At 57.9% G+C, this 18,163-nt stretch carries 18 protein-coding genes and 1 tRNA gene; 8 read left to right on the top strand and 11 right to left on the bottom strand.

Features of this window, described 5'->3' with window-relative positions; translation table 11 throughout:
• Positions 1-158: 158 nt before the first annotated feature.
• The 6 genes from QMX98_RS22140 to queA all read right to left on the bottom strand — a co-directional run bounded on the left by QMX98_RS22140 (position 159) and on the right by queA (position 6,244).
• A complete protein-coding gene (locus tag QMX98_RS22140) occupies positions 159-707 on the bottom strand; it encodes a glycine zipper 2TM domain-containing protein (protein ID WP_010457893.1) in 549 nt (182 codons plus the stop codon).
• Between the two features lie 119 nt (positions 708-826).
• Positions 827-1,741, bottom strand: a complete 915-nt coding sequence (gene secF / locus QMX98_RS22145; RefSeq protein WP_010457895.1) for a protein translocase subunit SecF — start codon at positions 1,739-1,741, stop codon at positions 827-829.
• A 9-nt stretch (positions 1,742-1,750) separates the two neighbouring features.
• The gene (gene secD / locus QMX98_RS22150; protein WP_010457897.1) at positions 1,751-3,619 is read right to left on the bottom strand and encodes a protein translocase subunit SecD; all 1,869 of its coding nucleotides are present in this window, start codon (positions 3,617-3,619) and stop codon (positions 1,751-1,753) included.
• 63 nt (positions 3,620-3,682) lie between these two features.
• Positions 3,683-4,021 (bottom strand): preprotein translocase subunit YajC, encoded by a 339-nt coding sequence (gene yajC, locus QMX98_RS22155; RefSeq protein WP_007916913.1) that lies wholly within the window; start codon positions 4,019-4,021, stop codon positions 3,683-3,685.
• A gap of 43 nt (positions 4,022-4,064) precedes the next feature.
• Complete coding sequence (tgt, locus tag QMX98_RS22160) at positions 4,065-5,180, bottom strand: tRNA guanosine(34) transglycosylase Tgt (protein ID WP_010457900.1); 1,116 nt, start codon at positions 5,178-5,180, stop codon at positions 4,065-4,067.
• A 14-nt stretch (positions 5,181-5,194) separates the two neighbouring features.
• The gene (gene queA / locus QMX98_RS22165; RefSeq protein WP_008025479.1) at positions 5,195-6,244 is read right to left on the bottom strand and encodes a tRNA preQ1(34) S-adenosylmethionine ribosyltransferase-isomerase QueA; all 1,050 of its coding nucleotides are present in this window, start codon (positions 6,242-6,244) and stop codon (positions 5,195-5,197) included.
• Between the two features lie 107 nt (positions 6,245-6,351).
• Here queA and QMX98_RS22170 point away from each other — a divergent pair.
• The 3 genes from QMX98_RS22170 (at position 6,352) to QMX98_RS22180 (ending at position 7,550) form a co-directional block, all read left to right on the top strand.
• Positions 6,352-6,436 (top strand) — tRNA-Leu (locus QMX98_RS22170).
• Positions 6,437-6,586: 150 nt separating this feature from the next.
• The gene (locus QMX98_RS22175; RefSeq protein WP_282411385.1) at positions 6,587-6,916 is read left to right on the top strand and encodes a hypothetical protein; all 330 of its coding nucleotides are present in this window, start codon (positions 6,587-6,589) and stop codon (positions 6,914-6,916) included.
• Between the two features lie 133 nt (positions 6,917-7,049).
• Positions 7,050-7,550 carry a DUF3916 domain-containing protein gene (locus QMX98_RS22180; protein ID WP_077749346.1) on the top strand — a complete coding sequence of 167 codons (501 nt, stop codon included), beginning with the start codon at positions 7,050-7,052 and terminating at the stop codon, positions 7,548-7,550.
• Between the two features lie 106 nt (positions 7,551-7,656).
• Here QMX98_RS22180 and QMX98_RS22185 read toward each other — a convergent pair whose 3' ends face one another.
• The 3 genes from QMX98_RS22185 to QMX98_RS22195 all read right to left on the bottom strand — a co-directional run bounded on the left by QMX98_RS22185 (position 7,657) and on the right by QMX98_RS22195 (position 10,234).
• Positions 7,657-8,370: a hypothetical protein gene (locus QMX98_RS22185; RefSeq protein WP_282411386.1), complete on the bottom strand. Its 714-nt coding sequence runs from the start codon at positions 8,368-8,370 to the stop codon at positions 7,657-7,659.
• 233 nt (positions 8,371-8,603) lie between these two features.
• The gene (locus QMX98_RS22190) at positions 8,604-9,101 is read right to left on the bottom strand and encodes a DUF4411 family protein (RefSeq protein WP_282411387.1); all 498 of its coding nucleotides are present in this window, start codon (positions 9,099-9,101) and stop codon (positions 8,604-8,606) included.
• On the bottom strand, positions 9,098-10,234 hold the full coding sequence (locus QMX98_RS22195; protein WP_077749349.1) for an XRE family transcriptional regulator: 1,137 nt from the start codon (positions 10,232-10,234) through the stop codon (positions 9,098-9,100). Before QMX98_RS22195 ends, QMX98_RS22190 begins: the two co-directional genes overlap by 4 nt.
• A gap of 740 nt (positions 10,235-10,974) precedes the next feature.
• On the opposite strand from QMX98_RS22195, the gene QMX98_RS22200 reads away from it, so the two are divergent.
• Entirely contained in the window at positions 10,975-11,283 is a 309-nt protein-coding gene (locus QMX98_RS22200) for a DUF3077 domain-containing protein (protein ID WP_102593562.1), read from the top strand.
• 433 nt (positions 11,284-11,716) lie between these two features.
• Here the strand turns inward: QMX98_RS22200 and QMX98_RS22205 are convergent, their stop codons facing one another.
• Positions 11,717-12,085 (bottom strand): PH domain-containing protein, encoded by a 369-nt coding sequence (locus tag QMX98_RS22205; protein ID WP_282411388.1) that lies wholly within the window; start codon positions 12,083-12,085, stop codon positions 11,717-11,719.
• 75 nt (positions 12,086-12,160) lie between these two features.
• Positions 12,161-12,502: a potassium channel family protein gene (locus tag QMX98_RS22210; protein WP_172791607.1), complete on the bottom strand. Its 342-nt coding sequence runs from the start codon at positions 12,500-12,502 to the stop codon at positions 12,161-12,163.
• 415 nt (positions 12,503-12,917) lie between these two features.
• On the opposite strand from QMX98_RS22210, the gene QMX98_RS22215 reads away from it, so the two are divergent.
• Genes QMX98_RS22215 through QMX98_RS22230 form a run of 4 tightly spaced genes read left to right on the top strand, consistent with a single transcriptional unit; the run spans position 12,918 to position 18,020 of the window.
• Positions 12,918-13,394, top strand: coding sequence for a formate dehydrogenase subunit gamma (locus QMX98_RS22215; protein WP_200666956.1), 477 nt, complete (start codon positions 12,918-12,920; stop codon positions 13,392-13,394).
• Positions 13,391-14,923 (top strand): formate dehydrogenase beta subunit, encoded by a 1,533-nt coding sequence (locus tag QMX98_RS22220; protein WP_282411389.1) that lies wholly within the window; start codon positions 13,391-13,393, stop codon positions 14,921-14,923. The genes QMX98_RS22215 and QMX98_RS22220 overlap by 4 nt, the downstream gene beginning before the upstream one ends.
• Positions 14,920-17,802, top strand: coding sequence for a formate dehydrogenase subunit alpha (gene fdhF / locus QMX98_RS22225; protein ID WP_169857862.1), 2,883 nt, complete (start codon positions 14,920-14,922; stop codon positions 17,800-17,802). The genes QMX98_RS22220 and fdhF overlap by 4 nt, the downstream gene beginning before the upstream one ends.
• On the top strand, positions 17,799-18,020 hold the full coding sequence (locus tag QMX98_RS22230) for a formate dehydrogenase subunit delta (protein ID WP_010457997.1): 222 nt from the start codon (positions 17,799-17,801) through the stop codon (positions 18,018-18,020). Before fdhF ends, QMX98_RS22230 begins: the two co-directional genes overlap by 4 nt.
• The last annotated feature ends 143 nt before the right edge of the window (positions 18,021-18,163 follow it).

Here is an 18,163-nt window from a genome sequence, read left to right on the forward strand (position 1 = left end):
GCTCGCGAAGGCGTCCTCACATCCAGCAATGGAGGTGGCTGATACACCGCTTTCGCGAGCAGGCTCGCTCCCACAAGGGACGGTGGTGAGGCATAAATCGTGGGCACAAAAAAAAGCACCCATCCGGGTGCTTCTTTTTGAATCTGAATTGCAGTTTTTTAGTGAGCCTGTTCGTTCTGCGACAGGACCAGCTTGCCTTCCTTGTCGACCGGAATCTGGTTACCCGGATCACGATCCATCCGCACCTTGCCTTCCTTGCCATCCAGCGAATAACGAACGTCGTAGCCTACAACCTTGTCGCTGATGTCATTCACCGTGTTACAGCGAGTCTGAGTCGTGGTGTAGGTGTCACGCTCTTGCATGCCTTCCTGAACCTTGTTGCCCGCATAACCACCACCGACAGCGCCTGCGACCGTGGCAATCTTCTTGCCGGTGCCGCCGCCGATCTGGTTACCCAGCAAACCACCGGCTAATGCACCGACCACCGTACCGGCGATCTGGTGTTGATCTTTCACCGGCGCTTGCCGGGTTACTGCTACATCCTTGCACACTTCACGTGGCGTCTTGATTTGTGTCTTGACCGGTTCAACGGCTAGCACTTGCGCATACTCAGGGCCGCTTTTAACCAGGCTGTAGGTGGCAACAGCACCCCCGGCTGTTACACCGACAGCACCCAATACCGCACCAACCAGCAACGACTTGTTCACATGAACCTCCTGACCATCACATGCGGGCAAAGCCCGCGCTTCTCCCAGCCTTGGAGCATAAAAAAAGGCGCGAGTTCAACTCGCGCCTTTTTGGGCTGACAGCTGGAGGAGGATGGCCGTTATGGACGGTCGTCGACTTCCTTGTCAGTGGCCGCAGGAGGAATCAGGTCCTCGCTGCTCAGGTTCAGCCAGATCAGCACCACGTTCGCGATGTAGATCGACGAGTAAGTACCCGCCAGAACACCGATAAACAGGGCAATGGAGAAGCCGAACAGGTTGTCGCCACCGAAGAACAGCAGGGCCGCGATCGCCAGCAAGGTGGAGATCGACGTCGCCATGGTGCGCAGCAGGGTTTGCGTGGTCGAGATGTTGATGTTCTCGATCAGGCTGGCCTTGCGCAGTACACGGAAGTTCTCACGAACCCGGTCGAATACCACGATGGTGTCGTTGAGCGAGTAACCAATGATCGCCAGTACCGCCGCCAGCACCGTCAGGTCGAAGGTGATCTGGAAGAACGACAGGATACCGATGGTCACGATCACGTCGTGGATCAGCGAAACGATGGCACCGACCGCGAACTTCCACTGAAAGCGGAAAGCCAGGTAGATCAGGATACCGCCCAGCGCCATCAGCATGCCGAGGCCGCCCTGGTCGCGCAGTTCTTCACCCACCTGCGGGCCGACGAACTCGACGCGCTTGACCGTTGCCGGGTTGTCGCCGCCGACTTTCAGCAGCGCTTCTGCCACTTGATGGCCCAGCTGCGGGTCTTCACCCGGCATACGCACCAGCAAATCGGTAGTCGCACCGAAGCTCTGCACGATTGCCTCGTGATAACCCGAAGTGACCAGCTGCTCACGCACCTTGGTGACATCGGCCGGACGCTCGTAGGTCAGCTCGATGAGCGTACCGCCGGTGAAGTCCAGGCCCCAGTTCATGCCCTTGGTGGCGACACTGAACAAAGCCAGCACGGTAAGGAACAATGTGACGCCGAACGCAACGTTGCGAACGCCCATGAAGTTGATTGTACGTAACATGGCAGCCCCTTAAATCCACAACTTCTTGAAGTCACGACCGCCGAAGATCAGGTTGACCATCGCGCGGGTCACCATGATGGCCGTGAACATCGAGGTAAAGATCCCGAGGGACATGGTCACTGCGAAGCCTTTGACTGGACCTGTGCCCATCGCAAAGAGAATCCCGCCGACCAGCAACGTTGTCAGGTTGGCGTCGAGAATCGCAGTAAATGCCCGGCCGAAGCCTTCGTTGATTGCCCGTTGCACGGTCATGCCCGCCGCGATCTCTTCACGAATCCGCGAGAAGATCAGAACGTTGGCGTCGACCGCCATACCCATGGTCAATACGATACCGGCGATACCCGGCAGGGTCAGCGTTGCACCCAGCAGCGACATCAAGGCCAGCAGCAGCACCATGTTCACCGACAGTGCGACGGTGGCGATGATGCCGAAGAAGCGGTAGATGGCGATGATGAACAGCGAGACAAACAGCATGCCCCACAGCGATGCATCGATACCTTTGGTGATGTTGTCGGCACCCAGGCTCGGGCCAATGGTGCGCTCTTCAGCGAAGTACATCGGTGCAGCCAGACCACCGGCACGCAACAGCAGCGCCAGTTCGGACGACTCGCCCTGACCGTTCAGGCCAGTGATACGGAATTGAGCACCCAGCGGCGACTGGATGGTCGCCAGGCTGATGATCTTCTTCTCTTCTTTAAACGTCTGGACCGCAACGTCTTTCTCGACGCCGTTGACCATTTGCTTGGTGTACGTGGTGACCGGGCGCTGCTCGATGAAGATCACCGCCATGCTGCGACCGACGTTGCTGCGAGTCGCACGACTCATCAGCTCGCCACCGTGACCATCCAGACGGATGTTCACTTCTGGCGTGCCGTGCTCGCCGAAGCCTGCCTTGGCGTCAGTCACCTGGTCACCGGTGATGATCAGGCCACGCTCGATCTGTGCCGGTGGACGATTGCCTTCACGGAACTCGAAGCTTTCGGAAGTGGCTTTCGAAGCGCCCGGCTCAGCGGCCAGACGGAACTCAAGGTTGGCCGTCTTGCCGAGGATACGCTTGGCTTCTGCGGTGTCCTGCACGCCCGGCAGCTCAACCACGATGCGGTTGGCGCCCTGGCGTTGAACGATCGGTTCGGCAACACCCAGCTCGTTGACGCGGTTACGTACCGTGGTCAAGTTCTGCTTGATGGAGTATTCACGGATTTCCGCCAGCTTGGCCGGGGTCATCGCCAGACGCAGCACCGCCTGACCATTGAGGTCGGCCGGAACAATGTCGAAATCGTTGAAGTTCTTGCGGATCAGTGCGCGGGCCTGTTCGCGGGAAGCTTCATCAGCGAAGCCCAGCTGAATGGCACCGTTGAGTTGCGGCAGGCTGCGATAGCGCAGTTTCTCTTTACGCAACAGGCTCTTTACATCGCCTTCGTACACTTTCAAGCGTGCGTCGAGGGCTTTGTCCATGTCCACTTCGAGCAGGAAGTGCACACCACCGGACAAGTCCAGACCCAGCTTCATCGGGTGCGCGCCCAGGCTGCGCAGCCATTGCGGGGTGGTTTGTGCCAGGTTCAGCGCGACGACGTAGTCATCACCCAGTGCCTTGCGCACGACGTCTTTGGCCGGCAGCTGATCTTCAGCCTTGGTCAGACGAATCAGACCGCCCTTGCCATTGGCCGCCAGCGTGGCTGCCTTGACGTTGATCCCGGATTCCTTGAGCGCAGCGCTCACACGATCCAGATCAGCCTGATTGACTTGCAGCGCAGTGCTTGCGCCGCTGACCTGAATGGCCGGGTCATCAGGATATAAATTGGGAGCGGAATAAATCAGACCGACCGCCAGCACCGCCAGGATCAGAATGTATTTCCACAGAGGGTATTTGTTCAGCATCACGCCGCCCGCTTATGACGCGGGGCGCCTTGCGCGCCCCGTCGATTGAGTAGAAGTTGAAACTTAGATCGCTTTTAGCGTGCCTTTTGGCAGCGTGGCGGCAATGGCGCCTTTCTGGAACTTCATTTCGACAGTGTCGGAAACTTCCAGAACCACGAAATCATCAGCCACTTTAGTGATCTTGCCGGCGATGCCGCCGGTGGTCACAACTTCGTCGCCTTTCTGCAGGCTGCTCAGCAGGTTCTTCTGCTCTTTGGCGCGCTTGGCCTGTGGACGCCAGATCATCAGGTAGAAGATGACCAGGAAACCGACCAGGAAAATCCACTCGAAACCGCCACCCATTGGGCCGGCAGCTGCCGGTGCAGCAGCGTCAGCCATGGCATTAGAGATAAAAAAGCTCATTTAGCACTCCAGTTGCAAATGTTGAATCTTGGGGTCAGAAAACTCAGTCCAAAGGCGGAACAGGTAACCCGCGTTTGGCGTAGAAGGCATCGACAAAGGCGGCCAATGTACCCTGTTGAATAGCCTCGCGCAAACCAGCCATAAGCACTTGATAATGACGCAAGTTATGGATGGTATTGAGCATGCTCCCCAGCATTTCGCCGCACTTGTCCAGGTGATGCAGATAAGCGCGGGAGAAGTTCTGGCAGGTATAGCAATCGCAGGTCGGATCGAGCGGCGAATCATCATGGCGATGGAACGCGTTTCGGATCTTCAGCACGCCTGTATCAATGAACAGATGCCCATTGCGGGCATTACGGGTTGGCATCACGCAATCGAACATGTCCACACCGCGGCGCACACCCTCAACCAGATCTTCCGGTTTGCCAACGCCCATAAGGTAACGAGGTTTGTCAGCCGGCATTTGCCCCGGCAGGTAATCCAGCACCTTGATCATCTCGTGCTTGGGCTCGCCCACCGACAGACCGCCAATGGCCAGGCCATCGAAGCCGATCTTGTCGAGGCCTTCCAGGGAGCGCATGCGCAGATCCTGGTGCATGCCGCCCTGAACGATACCGAACAGCGCCGCCGTGTTGTCGCCATGGGCTTCTTTCGAACGCTTGGCCCAACGCAACGACAGCTCCATGGAAATCCGTGCAACGTCTTCGTCGGCCGGGTACGGCGTGCATTCGTCGAAAATCATCACGATGTCCGAGCCCAGGTCACGCTGAACCTGCATCGACTCTTCCGGCCCCATGAACACTTTGGCGCCGTCGACCGGAGAAGCGAAGGTCACGCCCTCCTCCTTGATCTTGCGCATCGCGCCCAGGCTGAACACCTGAAAACCACCGGAGTCGGTCAGAATCGGGCCTTTCCACTGCATGAAATCGTGCAGGTCGCCGTGCTTCTTGATCACTTCGGTGCCAGGACGCAGCCACAAGTGGAAGGTGTTGCCCAGAATGATCTCCGCGCCGGTCGCGACGATATCCCGCGGCAGCATGCCCTTGACGGTGCCATACGTGCCCACCGGCATGAACGCCGGGGTCTCGACGGTACCGCGCGGGAAGGTCAAACGACCGCGACGAGCCTTGCCGTCGGTAGCAAGCAACTCAAACGACATACGACTTTGGCGACTCATTCTTTGTCCTCAGGGCCACGTGGTGCGGGGTTACGGGTGATAAACATCGCATCACCGTAGCTGAAAAAGCGGTATTCATGCTCAACAGCCGCTTTATAAGCGGCCATGGCTTCGGGATAACCGGCGAACGCCGAAACCAGCATCAACAGCGTGGATTCGGGCAAATGAAAGTTGGTGACCAGGGCATCGACCACATGAAACGGCCGGCCCGGGTAGATGAAGATGTCCGTGTCGCCACTGAACGGTTTGAGCACACCATCGCGCGCGGCGCTTTCCAGGGAACGCACGCTGGTGGTCCCCACCGCCACCACACGACCACCACGAGCGCGGCATGCAGCGACGGCATCGACCACGTCCTGGCCGACTTCCAGCCATTCGCTGTGCATGTGGTGATCTTCGATCTTCTCGACGCGCACCGGCTGGAACGTGCCAGCGCCGACGTGCAAGGTCACGAACGCGGTCTCGACGCCCTTGGCGGCAATCGCCTCCATCAGCGGCTGATCGAAATGCAGCCCCGCCGTCGGCGCCGCCACCGCGCCCAGGCGCTCGGCGTACACCGTCTGATAACGCTCGCGGTCCGAACCTTCATCCGGGCGGTCTATATAAGGAGGCAGCGGCATATGCCCGACGCGATCCAGCAGCGGCAACACCTCTTCGGCAAACCCCAGCTCGAACAACGCATCGTGCCGCGCCAGCATCTCGGCCTCGCCACCGCCATCTATCAGGATCTTCGAACCCGGCTTCGGCGACTTGCTGGACCGCACATGCGCCAGCACGCGATGACTGTCGAGCACCCGCTCCACCAGAATTTCCAGCTTGCCGCCGGAAGCCTTCTGGCCAAACAGCCGCGCCGGAATCACCCGGGTATTGTTGAACACCATCAAATCGCCCGGGCGCAAATGCTCGAGCAAATCGGTGAATTGACGGTGTGCCAGGGCGCCGCTGACCCCATCAAGGGTCAACAGGCGACTGTTGCGACGCTCGGCCAAAGGGTGGCGAGCAATCAGCGAATCAGGGAGTTCGAAAGTAAAGTCAGCAACGCGCATGATGGGGTTCGTCTAGCAGGGGCCGGAAGTCTAGCCGAAATAGTGAAAATTCTCTATGTACCTGATTGACCGACGGTAATCTCATCTCTATACTTCGCCGCCATTGAGCCCTGATGGCGGAATTGGTAGACGCGGCGGATTCAAAATCCGTTTTCGAAAGGAGTGGGAGTTCGAGTCTCCCTCGGGGCACCAAAATTAAGAAAGGTCTTGCTTTGCAAGGCCTTTTTTTTCGCCCACAGAAAAGTGAGCTTGCTTACCGCTGTCGTGTAGTAGCTGCCGAAGGCTGCGAGCTTTTGATCTTCGTATTCTTGGCCGGTACGCCCCCTCTCAAGGATTCACCCCATGGAACTGCTGCTGGAAACCGTCGCCCTGTTCTGCCTCAAGCTTGCTTATGAGCGAGAGGGTGAAAGCCCGATTCTGCGGGATGATCCAATCATGAGTGATTATGAGCGCGAGGTTTTTGGGTTGTTGGTGCGTCGGGGAGATATTGAGGGGATTCAGTTTCGGGTGGCGCGCTGCGTTAGTTTGGCGATGGACGCTTTAGGCGGAATTCATACGCCACTGGGACGGGAGCTGCACAGGTTGTCAGCTGATTTCAGCACTGCGCAGTCGATGGATCAGCTTGAAGAGCCGCTCTTCGCGCTTAAGGATTATCTTAAAGACATTCAGTAATGATTGGGTTGGAGCCCCTTCACACCTACTGATACTGGCAGGGGTATGGTTGAAGTGAGAATGGACCTGCCACTTATCCATTGCCCCAACTGACAACAACGAAAGATTTTTTCGGCACCACAAGGACGTATCAATGCGGCAAATCGCCCTCAGCAACAAACCACTCAGAGGCATTCCCCGCCGCCTTCGCGCTCTGGAGCGCTGGGCCTCCAGCTTTCGCGATGAGTTTTACCCGCGATCCGCCCACATGGAGCGCTATACACACTGGAAGATCCCGGTGCATGCGGCCTTGGTTCAAGGTCCTCAAGCCAGGATCGAAGCTCAAGCCTTCTGCATTCAGCAACTGCTCGAAGCCGCTAGCCACCTGTCCAACGCTGCTGACCACTCACAAGGTTACTACCGGGTCGCTTGCCTGGTGGTGTGGCCATGGGTTCATCAGAGCGAGGTCACCGTCTTCTATGACAGGGACTATTATCTGGGTTTTCTTGGTGAAACAAACGCTCTAATGCCAGAGCGGATCAGTCAAGTTCTCGCGTTGCAGTCACCAGCGAATTTCATCGAGCACGGGCATGACGTAACTCAACCTGACGATGAAGTTGCAGTACAGTGGTGGTGCATTGGGGAACCGGCCTGACGGATTTGACGAGTAGGCTCGCGTCCACAGGGATCGTGGTGAGCTGACAGGCATTACTTAACCCGAGTGCGTGGATGATCAATCTGTTCCTTTTCCAAAACTCCTTTCATACCTGTGCATAGGCCTTATCAAAACTTTCAAAAGCTTGCTCGACCTTGTATCGAAGCATCAAAGACGCGGAAAGCTTCACCATGGCCTCGAAAAGTATATGCCCTGATGGAATCTCACACTGATCAACGCATCGACCGGAATTTTCGTCGGGTTCATACGCATAGACCTTGTAAAAAACACCTCGAGGCTCTCTACACAACCCGACATTGATGTGCGTAACAGAGCTTCCCCTACAAGTTGACTCAGGTAGTGAAAACTCCAATACATCCTCGAACGGAATGAACATAGCAGAAGCAGACATTACAAAAAGACTCGCGATATCCAGCGAGTCCTCTACAAACTCAAAGTCAGGGATTTTGTATTCATGTTCAAGAATATTCCGCACATCCACTATTTTGCGTAACAGACTTGGTGCCAACAGGCCAAGCGCTCGCAATCGCTCTAGTTTTTTCGGTACATTCCATCTAAGCGACTGGTAACCAAAAGAAATCACTAGCTGATCTATCTGACAGATAATCGCGCGCTTTGAATTGGTCATTGCGTTAACAAGCGCAGACAGACCGCCCCGTTCAAAATCGTCTTCCGCCAAGTTCAAGAATTCGACAGGTGACGTTTTTAGCTCCGTCATCGTGAAGCTGCCACCAGCTAAATTTACCGCGCATTTGCTGATATTGAATTCATGAGCTTGGCAAAACTGTTTGAAATCCATTTTATGACCGGGTTGATTGGCAGCCCTAAGGGCCGCACAGCAGTTGTGGTTGCTGGCTTGCGTTTTTCGTGAGCTCGCTCCTACATTGCAGCGATGAACTCACGGGGCGGGCGGCCCGAATTCTTCCGGGGCTGTCCGCCGCTATAGCCAGGCAAAATGTTTGGAAGTCACTTTTGAGTAACAGGCAATTCACATTAGCGCTGAATCGCTTGGCATTTCAGTTCGAATTTCATTTAAACAAGCAGCACAAACCTGGCTTCAAGCTTGTGCAGCAACTCAAACGTATTCAAAAAAGAGACGTTAAGCTGCTCGCAAATATTAGGAATGATGAATTTTCGTCTTGCGTCGCGATTCAGCCTTTCGTGAGTTACTAACGTCGCACCTGTCGTCAAAGCCTTTGCAATTAGCCAAGGGTCCGCACCCGCTAAGAACTCTTCCATGGCACCTATCTTCATTCTCGGCGTCTGATCAGCCACAAGCCCTGCCACTTGAGCGAATGCTTCTTGCGTAGAGTCATCGGTGGTGTTGTGGAAGAAACCAGCGTTCTCCTTCGCCCAATCAGCGAGTTCGTCATTCCCTTTGGTCAACTCATCCATTACGGGGGCGATGCTAGATAAAGCTAACGCTTCATTTTTCAGCAATAACCATTGCCAAAACCCAGGACAGATAGTCATCCCGTAATATCGATTTTTTGCTTCGATCAGTGTATTAGCGTCTAGTAAATAATTCATTCCGTGATCTTACTGGCAAGCGTCCTTAACTTGGCAGGTTGCACGCCGAGCAAGTGTCCCGCCTCGCGCAGCAGCATCCGGCCACTCATTGCTTCAGTCAGCACTGCCTTGCTTAGGCGAGGGCTGTTTTTCGCGGTGGCGTTACGGTAATAGTCACCCGCTCCACCTTTTTCATCCTGGAAAGCCTTGAAGATCTTTAGATAGTAAGCGCTGTAATGAGCTTGGCTTATATATCCAAGATCCAATGCGCGGCGACCGATCGCCAATCTACTGATGTGAAACCGAGTGGCTAGCGGAGCTAAATTGTCTTCCCAGTTAACATCAGGGTTCCACAGGGCACGAAATTGCGCTTCGGGAGCCAGAAACTCACCTGCAACTGCATTGCAGAATCGCTCCTCATCTCGACCATTGGCGGTATTTCCGTCAGACACTCCACTGCTACCAATCCAGATATGGGCCAGTTCGTGAAGTAAGGTGAACAGTCTGGCGGTGGGAGCGTCGGAACTGTTGACGAATACCACGGGGGCGTAGGTATTACTGATGGCAAAACCCCGGAACTCGCTGACTTCAAGTTTGCGATGAGTATTTCCTAGCGCAATGCCACTGCGCATAACCAAAATGCCAGCCGCTTCTGCAGCTTCTATCAAGGCACGGCTGTATTTGTCGTAATCCAATCGAGCAGCGTCAGGGTTCACGCCGAGCGTCCGGCGAATATCGTCCACCACCTCTGCGACTCGAGATTGGCTGTTGAAGCGACCGACGAATGCCAGCGGCTGATGCTCCTGATATTGCAGATACTCCAGGTACCAGTCCTGCTTACGCATGGAGTCCCTGACAGTGTCCAACAATTCCAGGCTGGGACGTTGAGGCGCAATACCACCGACGGTCCGAAGATCAGGTAAAGGCAGTTGTTCGACAGGCGGGCGCGGAAGAAACAAGAAGCCAAAAGGGATGTGAGCGAGACTCGCCCACTTTTGAGCCTGAAGGAATGTTGGTTTGGTCTCGCCAGCCTCCCATTCCTCTACTCGATCAGGTTTCACTGGCAGCTTTTTAGCAACCTGCGCAGTGGAGAGACCTGCGCGCTCACGAGACCATGTGAGCAGGCTTGGATTGACTAAGGCGGCTTGGCTCATAGGGTCGCAGGCAAATCAGATGGGGCCAGCAAACGCTCGAGAGCATCCTTTGCAGATGCAGCCGAATGACGCGGGGTCCGGTTATCTGGCATTGCCTTTCTCCTTGGCTGTTTAAGGTCGGGTTGCAGCGACTACAGATTAGTAGAGAAGCAGAGCTACCGACGGCAGAAGCGCGGATTATGAGGTAAATCCGCAACGACCCGAAGCGCAAATATGTAACCTACAGACAGATGGTATTGAACTGTTTCAGCGCGTTTCATGACGCAAGTACGCCTTTCCTTCCCTGCCCACCACCGAGCCCTCATCACCAGAATATCCACAGTGATTGACCACATAATCACCCACCGCTCTCGGAGGTTGCAGGAAAATGACCTGCACGATACCCTCCCACCGTCGCTGCCAATTCAGCGACCGGGCTTGGTAACCCGAGGTAAATCACTGCGCAACAGTGCTATGCGTTCGCAGGCGCTTTTTTTTCGCCTGCGATCTGCGTTATGGCGGCTGTGCGTGGGACGTCTTCGGACGTGCCGGTTTCCTTGATTTCCCGGTTTACCAACCTGCGCACAGCTGCCACCCATTCGCTTGGTAACGAATTGTGGCGGCTCTTAAAAATTAAGGAGCTTCACAATGCGCTGTATGGATACGTACAAAATCTGGCTTTTCCCTCTACGCGACTTTCAATTGCGTATCGCCCCACCATCCACCCTCTCCCACCGCCTCTCCCTCACCGGAGGTGGCAAATGACCGATCAATCAGAGCTAAAAACCATCGGCCTAACCCCTGCCATTTACTGCGCCGATCAACCACTGTTCCACGTCACTCGCGGCGTCCCCCTCGGCGATGCGTTAGCCATGGCTTCTGACTTTCTGTTTCTCGCCAAGAAGCTGAATGAAGATGCCGCGTACGCCACGGACACCGACCGCCACTCTTGGGCTGCGCATTATTTGACGGCGATGAGTAAGGCGGTGGTTGATGATGCGGTGAAGGTGCTGACGCGGGATCGGAAGGTTGCGCCGATGTCGAAGCAGGCGGCGGAGGCTGAAGAGTAGCTTCTGGTTTTTAGACGTCAGGCGTACCGCATGTAGGGGCGGGTTTGGTCGCGGGCTGGGGCATTCAGTGGGAGTGATGGTTGCCTTGAGTTTTTCGCGAGCAGGCTCGCTCCCACAGGGGGCGGTTAAGCCAATTTCCATGTTCCAGAAACAAGAAGGCCCGAACGTAATGCCGGACTGAGCCAGCACCAGAGGATCGGGCGCGATTGGGATTGATGCTGTCGACGCCTGATCATCATGTCTACGCCGACGCCACATAAAACACTGGTTTTTTGCCGACACCTAAGCGGGTGGGGGCTGAGGCTGGGAAGTAGTGGCTAGCTTTAAGCGTTGATGGTGGCTGGTCTGGCGCTTTCGCGAGCAGGCTCGCTCCCACGTTGGATGTGTGTTTAGTCAGTTAGCCCCGAGTTTTCGGGGCTTTTTCGTGTTGGGGTTAGAGCAAGTGCTGGGAGATCAGTTTTGAGATTTCGACCATGGATGTCCTGCCGGTGAATTCGAATTTCACTTTTCCCAACGACGAGAAATAAACCTCCAGTTCGGAGTCCAGGTCGAACGTGCCAGAGGTTTCCACCGAGTACGCCACGATGTTTTTGTAGGGTAATGAGGTGAAGTCTTTTTTGCTGCCGGTGAGGCCCTGGACGTTGACGGCGATGATGCGTTTGTTGGTGAACACCACGCCGTCGCGCATGGATTTATAAGCGTCGATGACGTGTTCGCCGTCGATCAAGAGGTCGGAAACGCGTGCGGCGCATTCGTCGTTTTGCTTGAGCTTGAAGAATCCTTTGTTGTTGAAATCAATCATCAGTCTTTCCCTGTTTTCAAATGAACATCGCGAGCAGAGCTTCATAGCGCATTTCCCACTACGCCGCCACGTCCCCTACTCCAGGTGGTCTGTCGCCCGCACCGCATTTTCAATCGCCCGAATACTGATCGCCGCAAATATTGCCGTCATCAGCACCCCGTTAAACCCCAGCAAAACCGCCAGCACCCGTGAGACGGCCAGTTTCGGGACGAGATCGCCATAACCGATGGTCAGGCCGGTCACGAACGCGAAGTAGATACCGTCAAAAGGACCCCATCCTTCCAGATAGCTGATGATCAGACCGAACAGCACGATCAAAAACAGCAGGATGGAAAAAATCGGCCAGACCACGTGAAAGTAGAACCTGACGGCTTTATAGAATTCTCGACGGACGTGTGCTGCATGAGCGATGTTCATGTTATGGGCCCTTTGGGGGTTTGCCGGACCGGCAATTGAATGCTCGGCGCTTCAACACCCTTCAGCTTGGCACAAGCGAGGTGGATCGCCCGCTCATCGTACTCAAGGCGTATCTGAAAGATATTCGGTAAGCAAACGCTTGGCTTTGTGCTCTTCTAGACTTACTGGAGAGTCGTAGGCAGAACCGAACACGTCGCTTTGGTGCAGTTCGATCAATAGCAGCGTGGCAAGCTGCCCTTTATGCCCAATAGAGGTGCGGCGAAGACCGTATCGGGCACAACAAGATGCCCGCTCAGGGTGCCCTGGCCAACGGCCTGACAATGCCACGATACCGTGACGTGGTGTGAATGCCGCAGCCGACACTTTCGGACGACCGACAACCGCCTGGTTCGTCCGTGACCGTGAGGAATGCTGTATGCCTGATGAGATGTTGCAATTGCCTATGGTCAACAGCGTGCTGGAGCGCCACAAAGGCTCTGCGGGTGCACTGTTGCCCATCCTTCATGAGATTCAGGCCGGTATCGGTTACATCCCCGATGCCGCCATCCCCGAGATTGCCCACGCGCTCAATCAGAGTCAGGCCGAGGTTCGCGGGGTGATCAGCTTTTACCATGACTTCCGTACCGCGCCGCCGGCCCGGCATATCCTGCGGTTGTGCCGGGCGGAGTCGTGCAAGAGTCGCGGCGCCGAGCAGCTCGCCGCGCAGTTGCGTGATCGCCTGCAACTGGACGATCACGGCACTAGTGCCGACGGCAGCATCAGTTTGCGTCCGGTGTATTGCCTCGGTGCCTGCGCCTGTTCGCCGGCACTGGAGCTGGATGGTCAGGTGCATGCGCGGCTCAGTGCCGAGCGTCTCGATGCTTTGCTCGACGCTTGCCGGGAGGACGCATGAGCCTCTATCTCCCCTGTGATTCTCTTGCCCGTGCCGTGGGTGCCGATGCGGTGGCGTCTGCCCTTGCCGGTCAGGACCTGCAACGCACCAGCTCTCGCGGCCTGTATTGGCTTGAGCCGCTGCTGGAAGTGGACACCCCGCAAGGCCGTATCGGCTTCGGCCCGCTGACTGCTAGCGATGTGCCGTCCGTGCTCGATGCGCTGCAAGGTGAGCCGTCCTCGCACCCACTGGCCTTGGGCCTGGTGGAAGAATTGCCCTATCTGAAGTCTCAACAACGCCTGTTGTTCGCTCGCGCCGGTATTACCCGGCCGTTGTCGCTGGATGATTACCGGGCCCATGGCGGTTTCGAAGGTTTAACGAGAGCCGTGACCGTTGGCGGTGATCAAACTGCAACGGAAGTGTTCGATTCAGGCCTGCGTGGCCGTGGCGGCGCAGCGTTCCCCGCCGGGATCAAGTGGCGCACGGTACGTGCCACCCAGGCGGCGCAGAAATACATTGTGTGCAACGCCGACGAAGGCGACTCCGGCACTTTCGCCGACCGCATGTTGATGGAAGGCGACCCCTTCCTGCTGATCGAAGGCATGGCCATTGCCGGCATCACCGTCGGCGCCAGCTACGGCTACATCTATGTGCGCTCGGAATACCCACAGGCCATCGCCACGCTGAACGAGGCGCTGGAGATTGCTCGGTCCAACGGTTACCTCGGGGCCAATGTCGGCGGCAGCGGCTTGGCATTTGATATGGAAGTGCGCGTCGGGGCCGGCGCTTACATCTGCGGTGAGGAAACCGCGTTGCTGGATTCGCTCGAAGGCAAACGCGGGGTCGTTCGCGCCAAGCCTCCGATTCCCGCGTTGAAGGGCCTGTTCGGCCTGCCGACGCTGGTGCACAACGTGCTGACCCTGGCCTCGGTGCCGCTGATTCTGGCCAAGGGTGCGCAGTTCTATCGCGATTACGGCATGGGCCGTTCCCTAGGCACGATGCCCTTCCAGTTGGCGGGCAATATTCTTCACGGTGGCCTGGTAGAACGGGCCTTTGGCCTGACGCTGCGCGAACTGGTGGAAGACTACGGCGGTGGCACCGCCAGTGGTCGACCGCTGAAAGCCGCACAGGTCGGCGGCCCGCTCGGCGCCTGGGTGCCGCCGTCGCAATTCGACACGCCGCTGGATTACGAAGCCTTCGCCGGTATCGGCGCGATGCTCGGTCACGGTGGAGTGGTGGTCGCGGACGACAGCCTGGACATGGCGCAAATGGCGCGTTTCGCCTTGCAGTTCTGCGCCGAGGAATCCTGCGGCAAATGCACGCCCTGCCGCATCGGCTCGACCCGCGGCGTGGAGGTGATCGACCGCCTGTTGGCCGCGCCGGACCAAAGTGGTCGCGATGAGCAGGTCATCATCCTCAAGGACCTGTGCGACACGATGCAATACGGTTCGCTGTGCGCCTTGGGCGGCATGGCCCCCTTTCCGGTGGTCAGCGCCCTCAAGTACTTCCCCGCCGACTTCGGTCTGCAATCTTCGGAGGCCGACCAATGATTACCCTCTTCGACCCGAAAACCGATATTGATCTGGGCACCCCGGCCCGCGACAGCGACGTGCAGATAACCCTGAGCATCGACGGGCGCAGCATCAGCGTGCCCGAAGGCACTTCGGTGATGCGCGCCGCCGCGTTGATGGGCACGACCATCCCGAAACTGTGTGCCACTGACAGCCTCGAAGCCTTCGGCTCCTGCCGCATGTGCCTGGTGGAGATCGACGGCATGCGCGGCTATCCCGCGTCTTGCACCACGCCGGTCACCGAAGGCATGACCGTGCACACCCAGACGCCGAAGCTCGCGACCCTGCGTCGCAATGTCATGGAGTTGTACATCTCCGATCACCCGCTGGACTGCCTGACCTGCTCGGCCAACGGCAACTGCGAGCTGCAAACCGTCGCCGGTCAGGTTGGCCTGCGGGAAGTGCGTTACGGCTATGAAGGTGACAACCATCTGGCCGACGTGAAGGACACGTCCAACCCTTACTTCGATTACGACCCGAGCAAGTGCATCGTCTGCAACCGCTGCGTGCGTGCCTGCGAAGAAACCCAAGGTACCTTTGCCCTGACGATTACCGGACGCGGTTTTGAATCCCGGGTGGCGGCGGCCGGTGGCGATAACTTCCTCGACTCCGAATGCGTGTCCTGCGGCGCCTGTGTGCAGGCCTGCCCTACCGCGACGCTGATGGAAAAAAGCGTGGTCGAACTGGGTCAGCCGGAGCACAGCGTGATCACCACCTGCGCCTATTGCGGCGTGGGCTGCTCGTTCCGCGCCGAGATGAAAGGCGACCAGCTGGTGCGCATGGTTCCGGACAAGAACGGCCAGGCCAACCATGGTCACTCGTGCGTCAAAGGGCGCTTCGCCTGGGGCTACGCCACCCACCCGGATCGCATCACCAAACCGATGATCCGCAAACACATCAACGACCCGTGGCAGGAAGTCAGCTGGGATGAAGCGGTGACTTACGCCGCCAGCGAATTCCGTCGGTTGCAGCAAAAGTACGGCCGCGACTCCATTGGTGGCATCACCTCCAGCCGTTGCACCAACGAAGAAACCTACCTGGTGCAAAAACTGGTGCGCGCCGCGTTTGGCAATAACAACGTCGACACCTGTGCGCGGGTCTGCCACTCGCCGACCGGTTATGGGCTGAAACAAACCTTGGGCGAATCCGCCGGCACCCAGAGTTTTGACTCGGTGATGCAGGCCGACGTGATTCTGGTGATGGGCGCCAACCCCAGCGACGCCCACCCGGTGTTCGCCTCCCAACTCAAACGCCGCCTGCGTGAAGGCGCACGGCTGATCGTCATCGACCCACGGCGCATTGATCTGGTGGACGCGGTGCATGCCCGCGCCGAACTGCACCTGGCCCTGCGCCCGGGCACTAACGTCGCCATGCTCAATGCGTTGGCCCACGTCATCGTCACCGAAGGCTTGCTCGATCAGGCCTTTATCGACGCCCGTTGCGAGGGCAGCGATTTCGCTCGCTGGAGCGAGTTCGTCAGCCGTGCGGAACACTCGCCGGAAGTGCTCGGCCCGGTCTGCGGCGTCGCCGCTGCCGATATCCGCGCCGCCGCTCGCCTGTATGCCGGTGCCGGCAATGCGGCGATCTACTACGGCCTGGGCATCACCGAACACAGCCAGGGCAGCACTGCGGTCATGGGCATCGCCAACCTCGCCATGGCCACCGGCAACATCGGTCGTGAAGGCGTGGGCGTGAACCCGCTGCGTGGGCAGAACAACGTTCAGGGCTCCTGCGACATGGGTTCGTTCCCCCACGAGTTGCCCGGTTACCGGCACATCTCCAACGAAGTGGTACGGGCGCAGTTCGAACAGGCCTGGAACGTCACTTTGCAACCCGACCCGGGGCTGCGTATCCCGAATATGTTCGAGTCGGCGCTGGCCGGCAGTTTCAAAGGCCTGTATTGCCAAGGCGAAGACATCGCCCAGAGCGACCCGAACACCCAGCACGTCACCGCAGCCCTGTCGGCCATGGAATGCATCGTGGTGCAGGACATTTTCCTCAACGAAACCGCCAGGTTCGCCCATGTGTTCCTGCCGGGCAGTTCGTTCCTGGAAAAGGACGGCACCTTCACCAACGCCGAGCGGCGTATCTCGCGGGTGCGCAAGGTCATGGAACCGCTGGGTGGCAAGGCTGACTGGGAAGGCACGGTGGCCCTGGCCAACGCCCTGGGCTACCCGATGAACTACACGCATCCGTCGCAAATCATGGATGAAATCGCCAGCCTGACGCCGACGTTCACCAACGTCAGTTACGCCGCACTCGACAGCCACGGCAGCCTGCAATGGCCGTGCAACGCCGCGGCGCCGGACGGCACGCCGACCATGCACATCGATCAGTTCGTGCGCGGCAAAGGGCGCTTCATGCTCACCGGGTATGTGCCCACCGAGGAGAAGGTCAACAATCGTTATCCCCTGCTGCTGACCACCGGGCGCATCCTCAGTCAGTACAACGTCGGCGCTCAGACACGGCGAACCGAAAACGTCGCCTGGCACGATGAAGACCGCCTGGAAATCCACCCGACCGACGCCGAGAGCCGAGGCATCAACGAAGGCGACTGGGTCGGCATCGGCAGCCGCGCCGGTCAGACCGTACTGCGTGCGCGGGTCACCGAGCGGGTCGCGCCGGGCGTGGTGTACACGACGTTCCACTTCCCGGAATCGGGGGCCAACGTCATCACCACCGACAACTCCGACTGGGCTACCAACTGTCCGGAGTACAAGGTCACGGCCGTGGAAGTCAGCCGCGTCTACCACCCTTCCGAGTGGCAAAAACGCTATCAGGCCTTCAGTGATGAACAGGACCGTCTGCTCAAGGAACGCCGGCATGCCCGTGGCGCCAAAGCGGAGGTGCGCCGATGAGTACGGAGAACCTGATCAAGATGGTCAACCAGATCGCCCTGTATTTCGCCACCGAACCGGACCAGCAAGCGGCCGTGCTCGGTGTGCGTAATCACCTGCAGATGTACTGGACGCCGGGCATGCGCAAGGAATTGCTGGCCTGGCAGACAGAACATCACGGGGCGGATTTGCACCCGTTGGCGCAGGCGGCGGTCAGTGGCGCGGGGTGGGAGGCTTAGGCTCACACGATCCCGTGAGATTGCCCCGGCCTGCTGGCTGGCACTAACACCTGTGGCGAGGGAGCTTGCTCCCGCTGGGCCGCGAAGTGGCCCCCTTATCCATGAAAAGAAGGGGACTGCTGCGCAGTCCAGCGGGAGCAAGC

This window comes from Pseudomonas sp. PS02303, from assembly GCF_029959925.1.
GTDB classification, from domain to species: domain Bacteria; phylum Pseudomonadota; class Gammaproteobacteria; order Pseudomonadales; family Pseudomonadaceae; genus Aquipseudomonas; species Aquipseudomonas mandelii.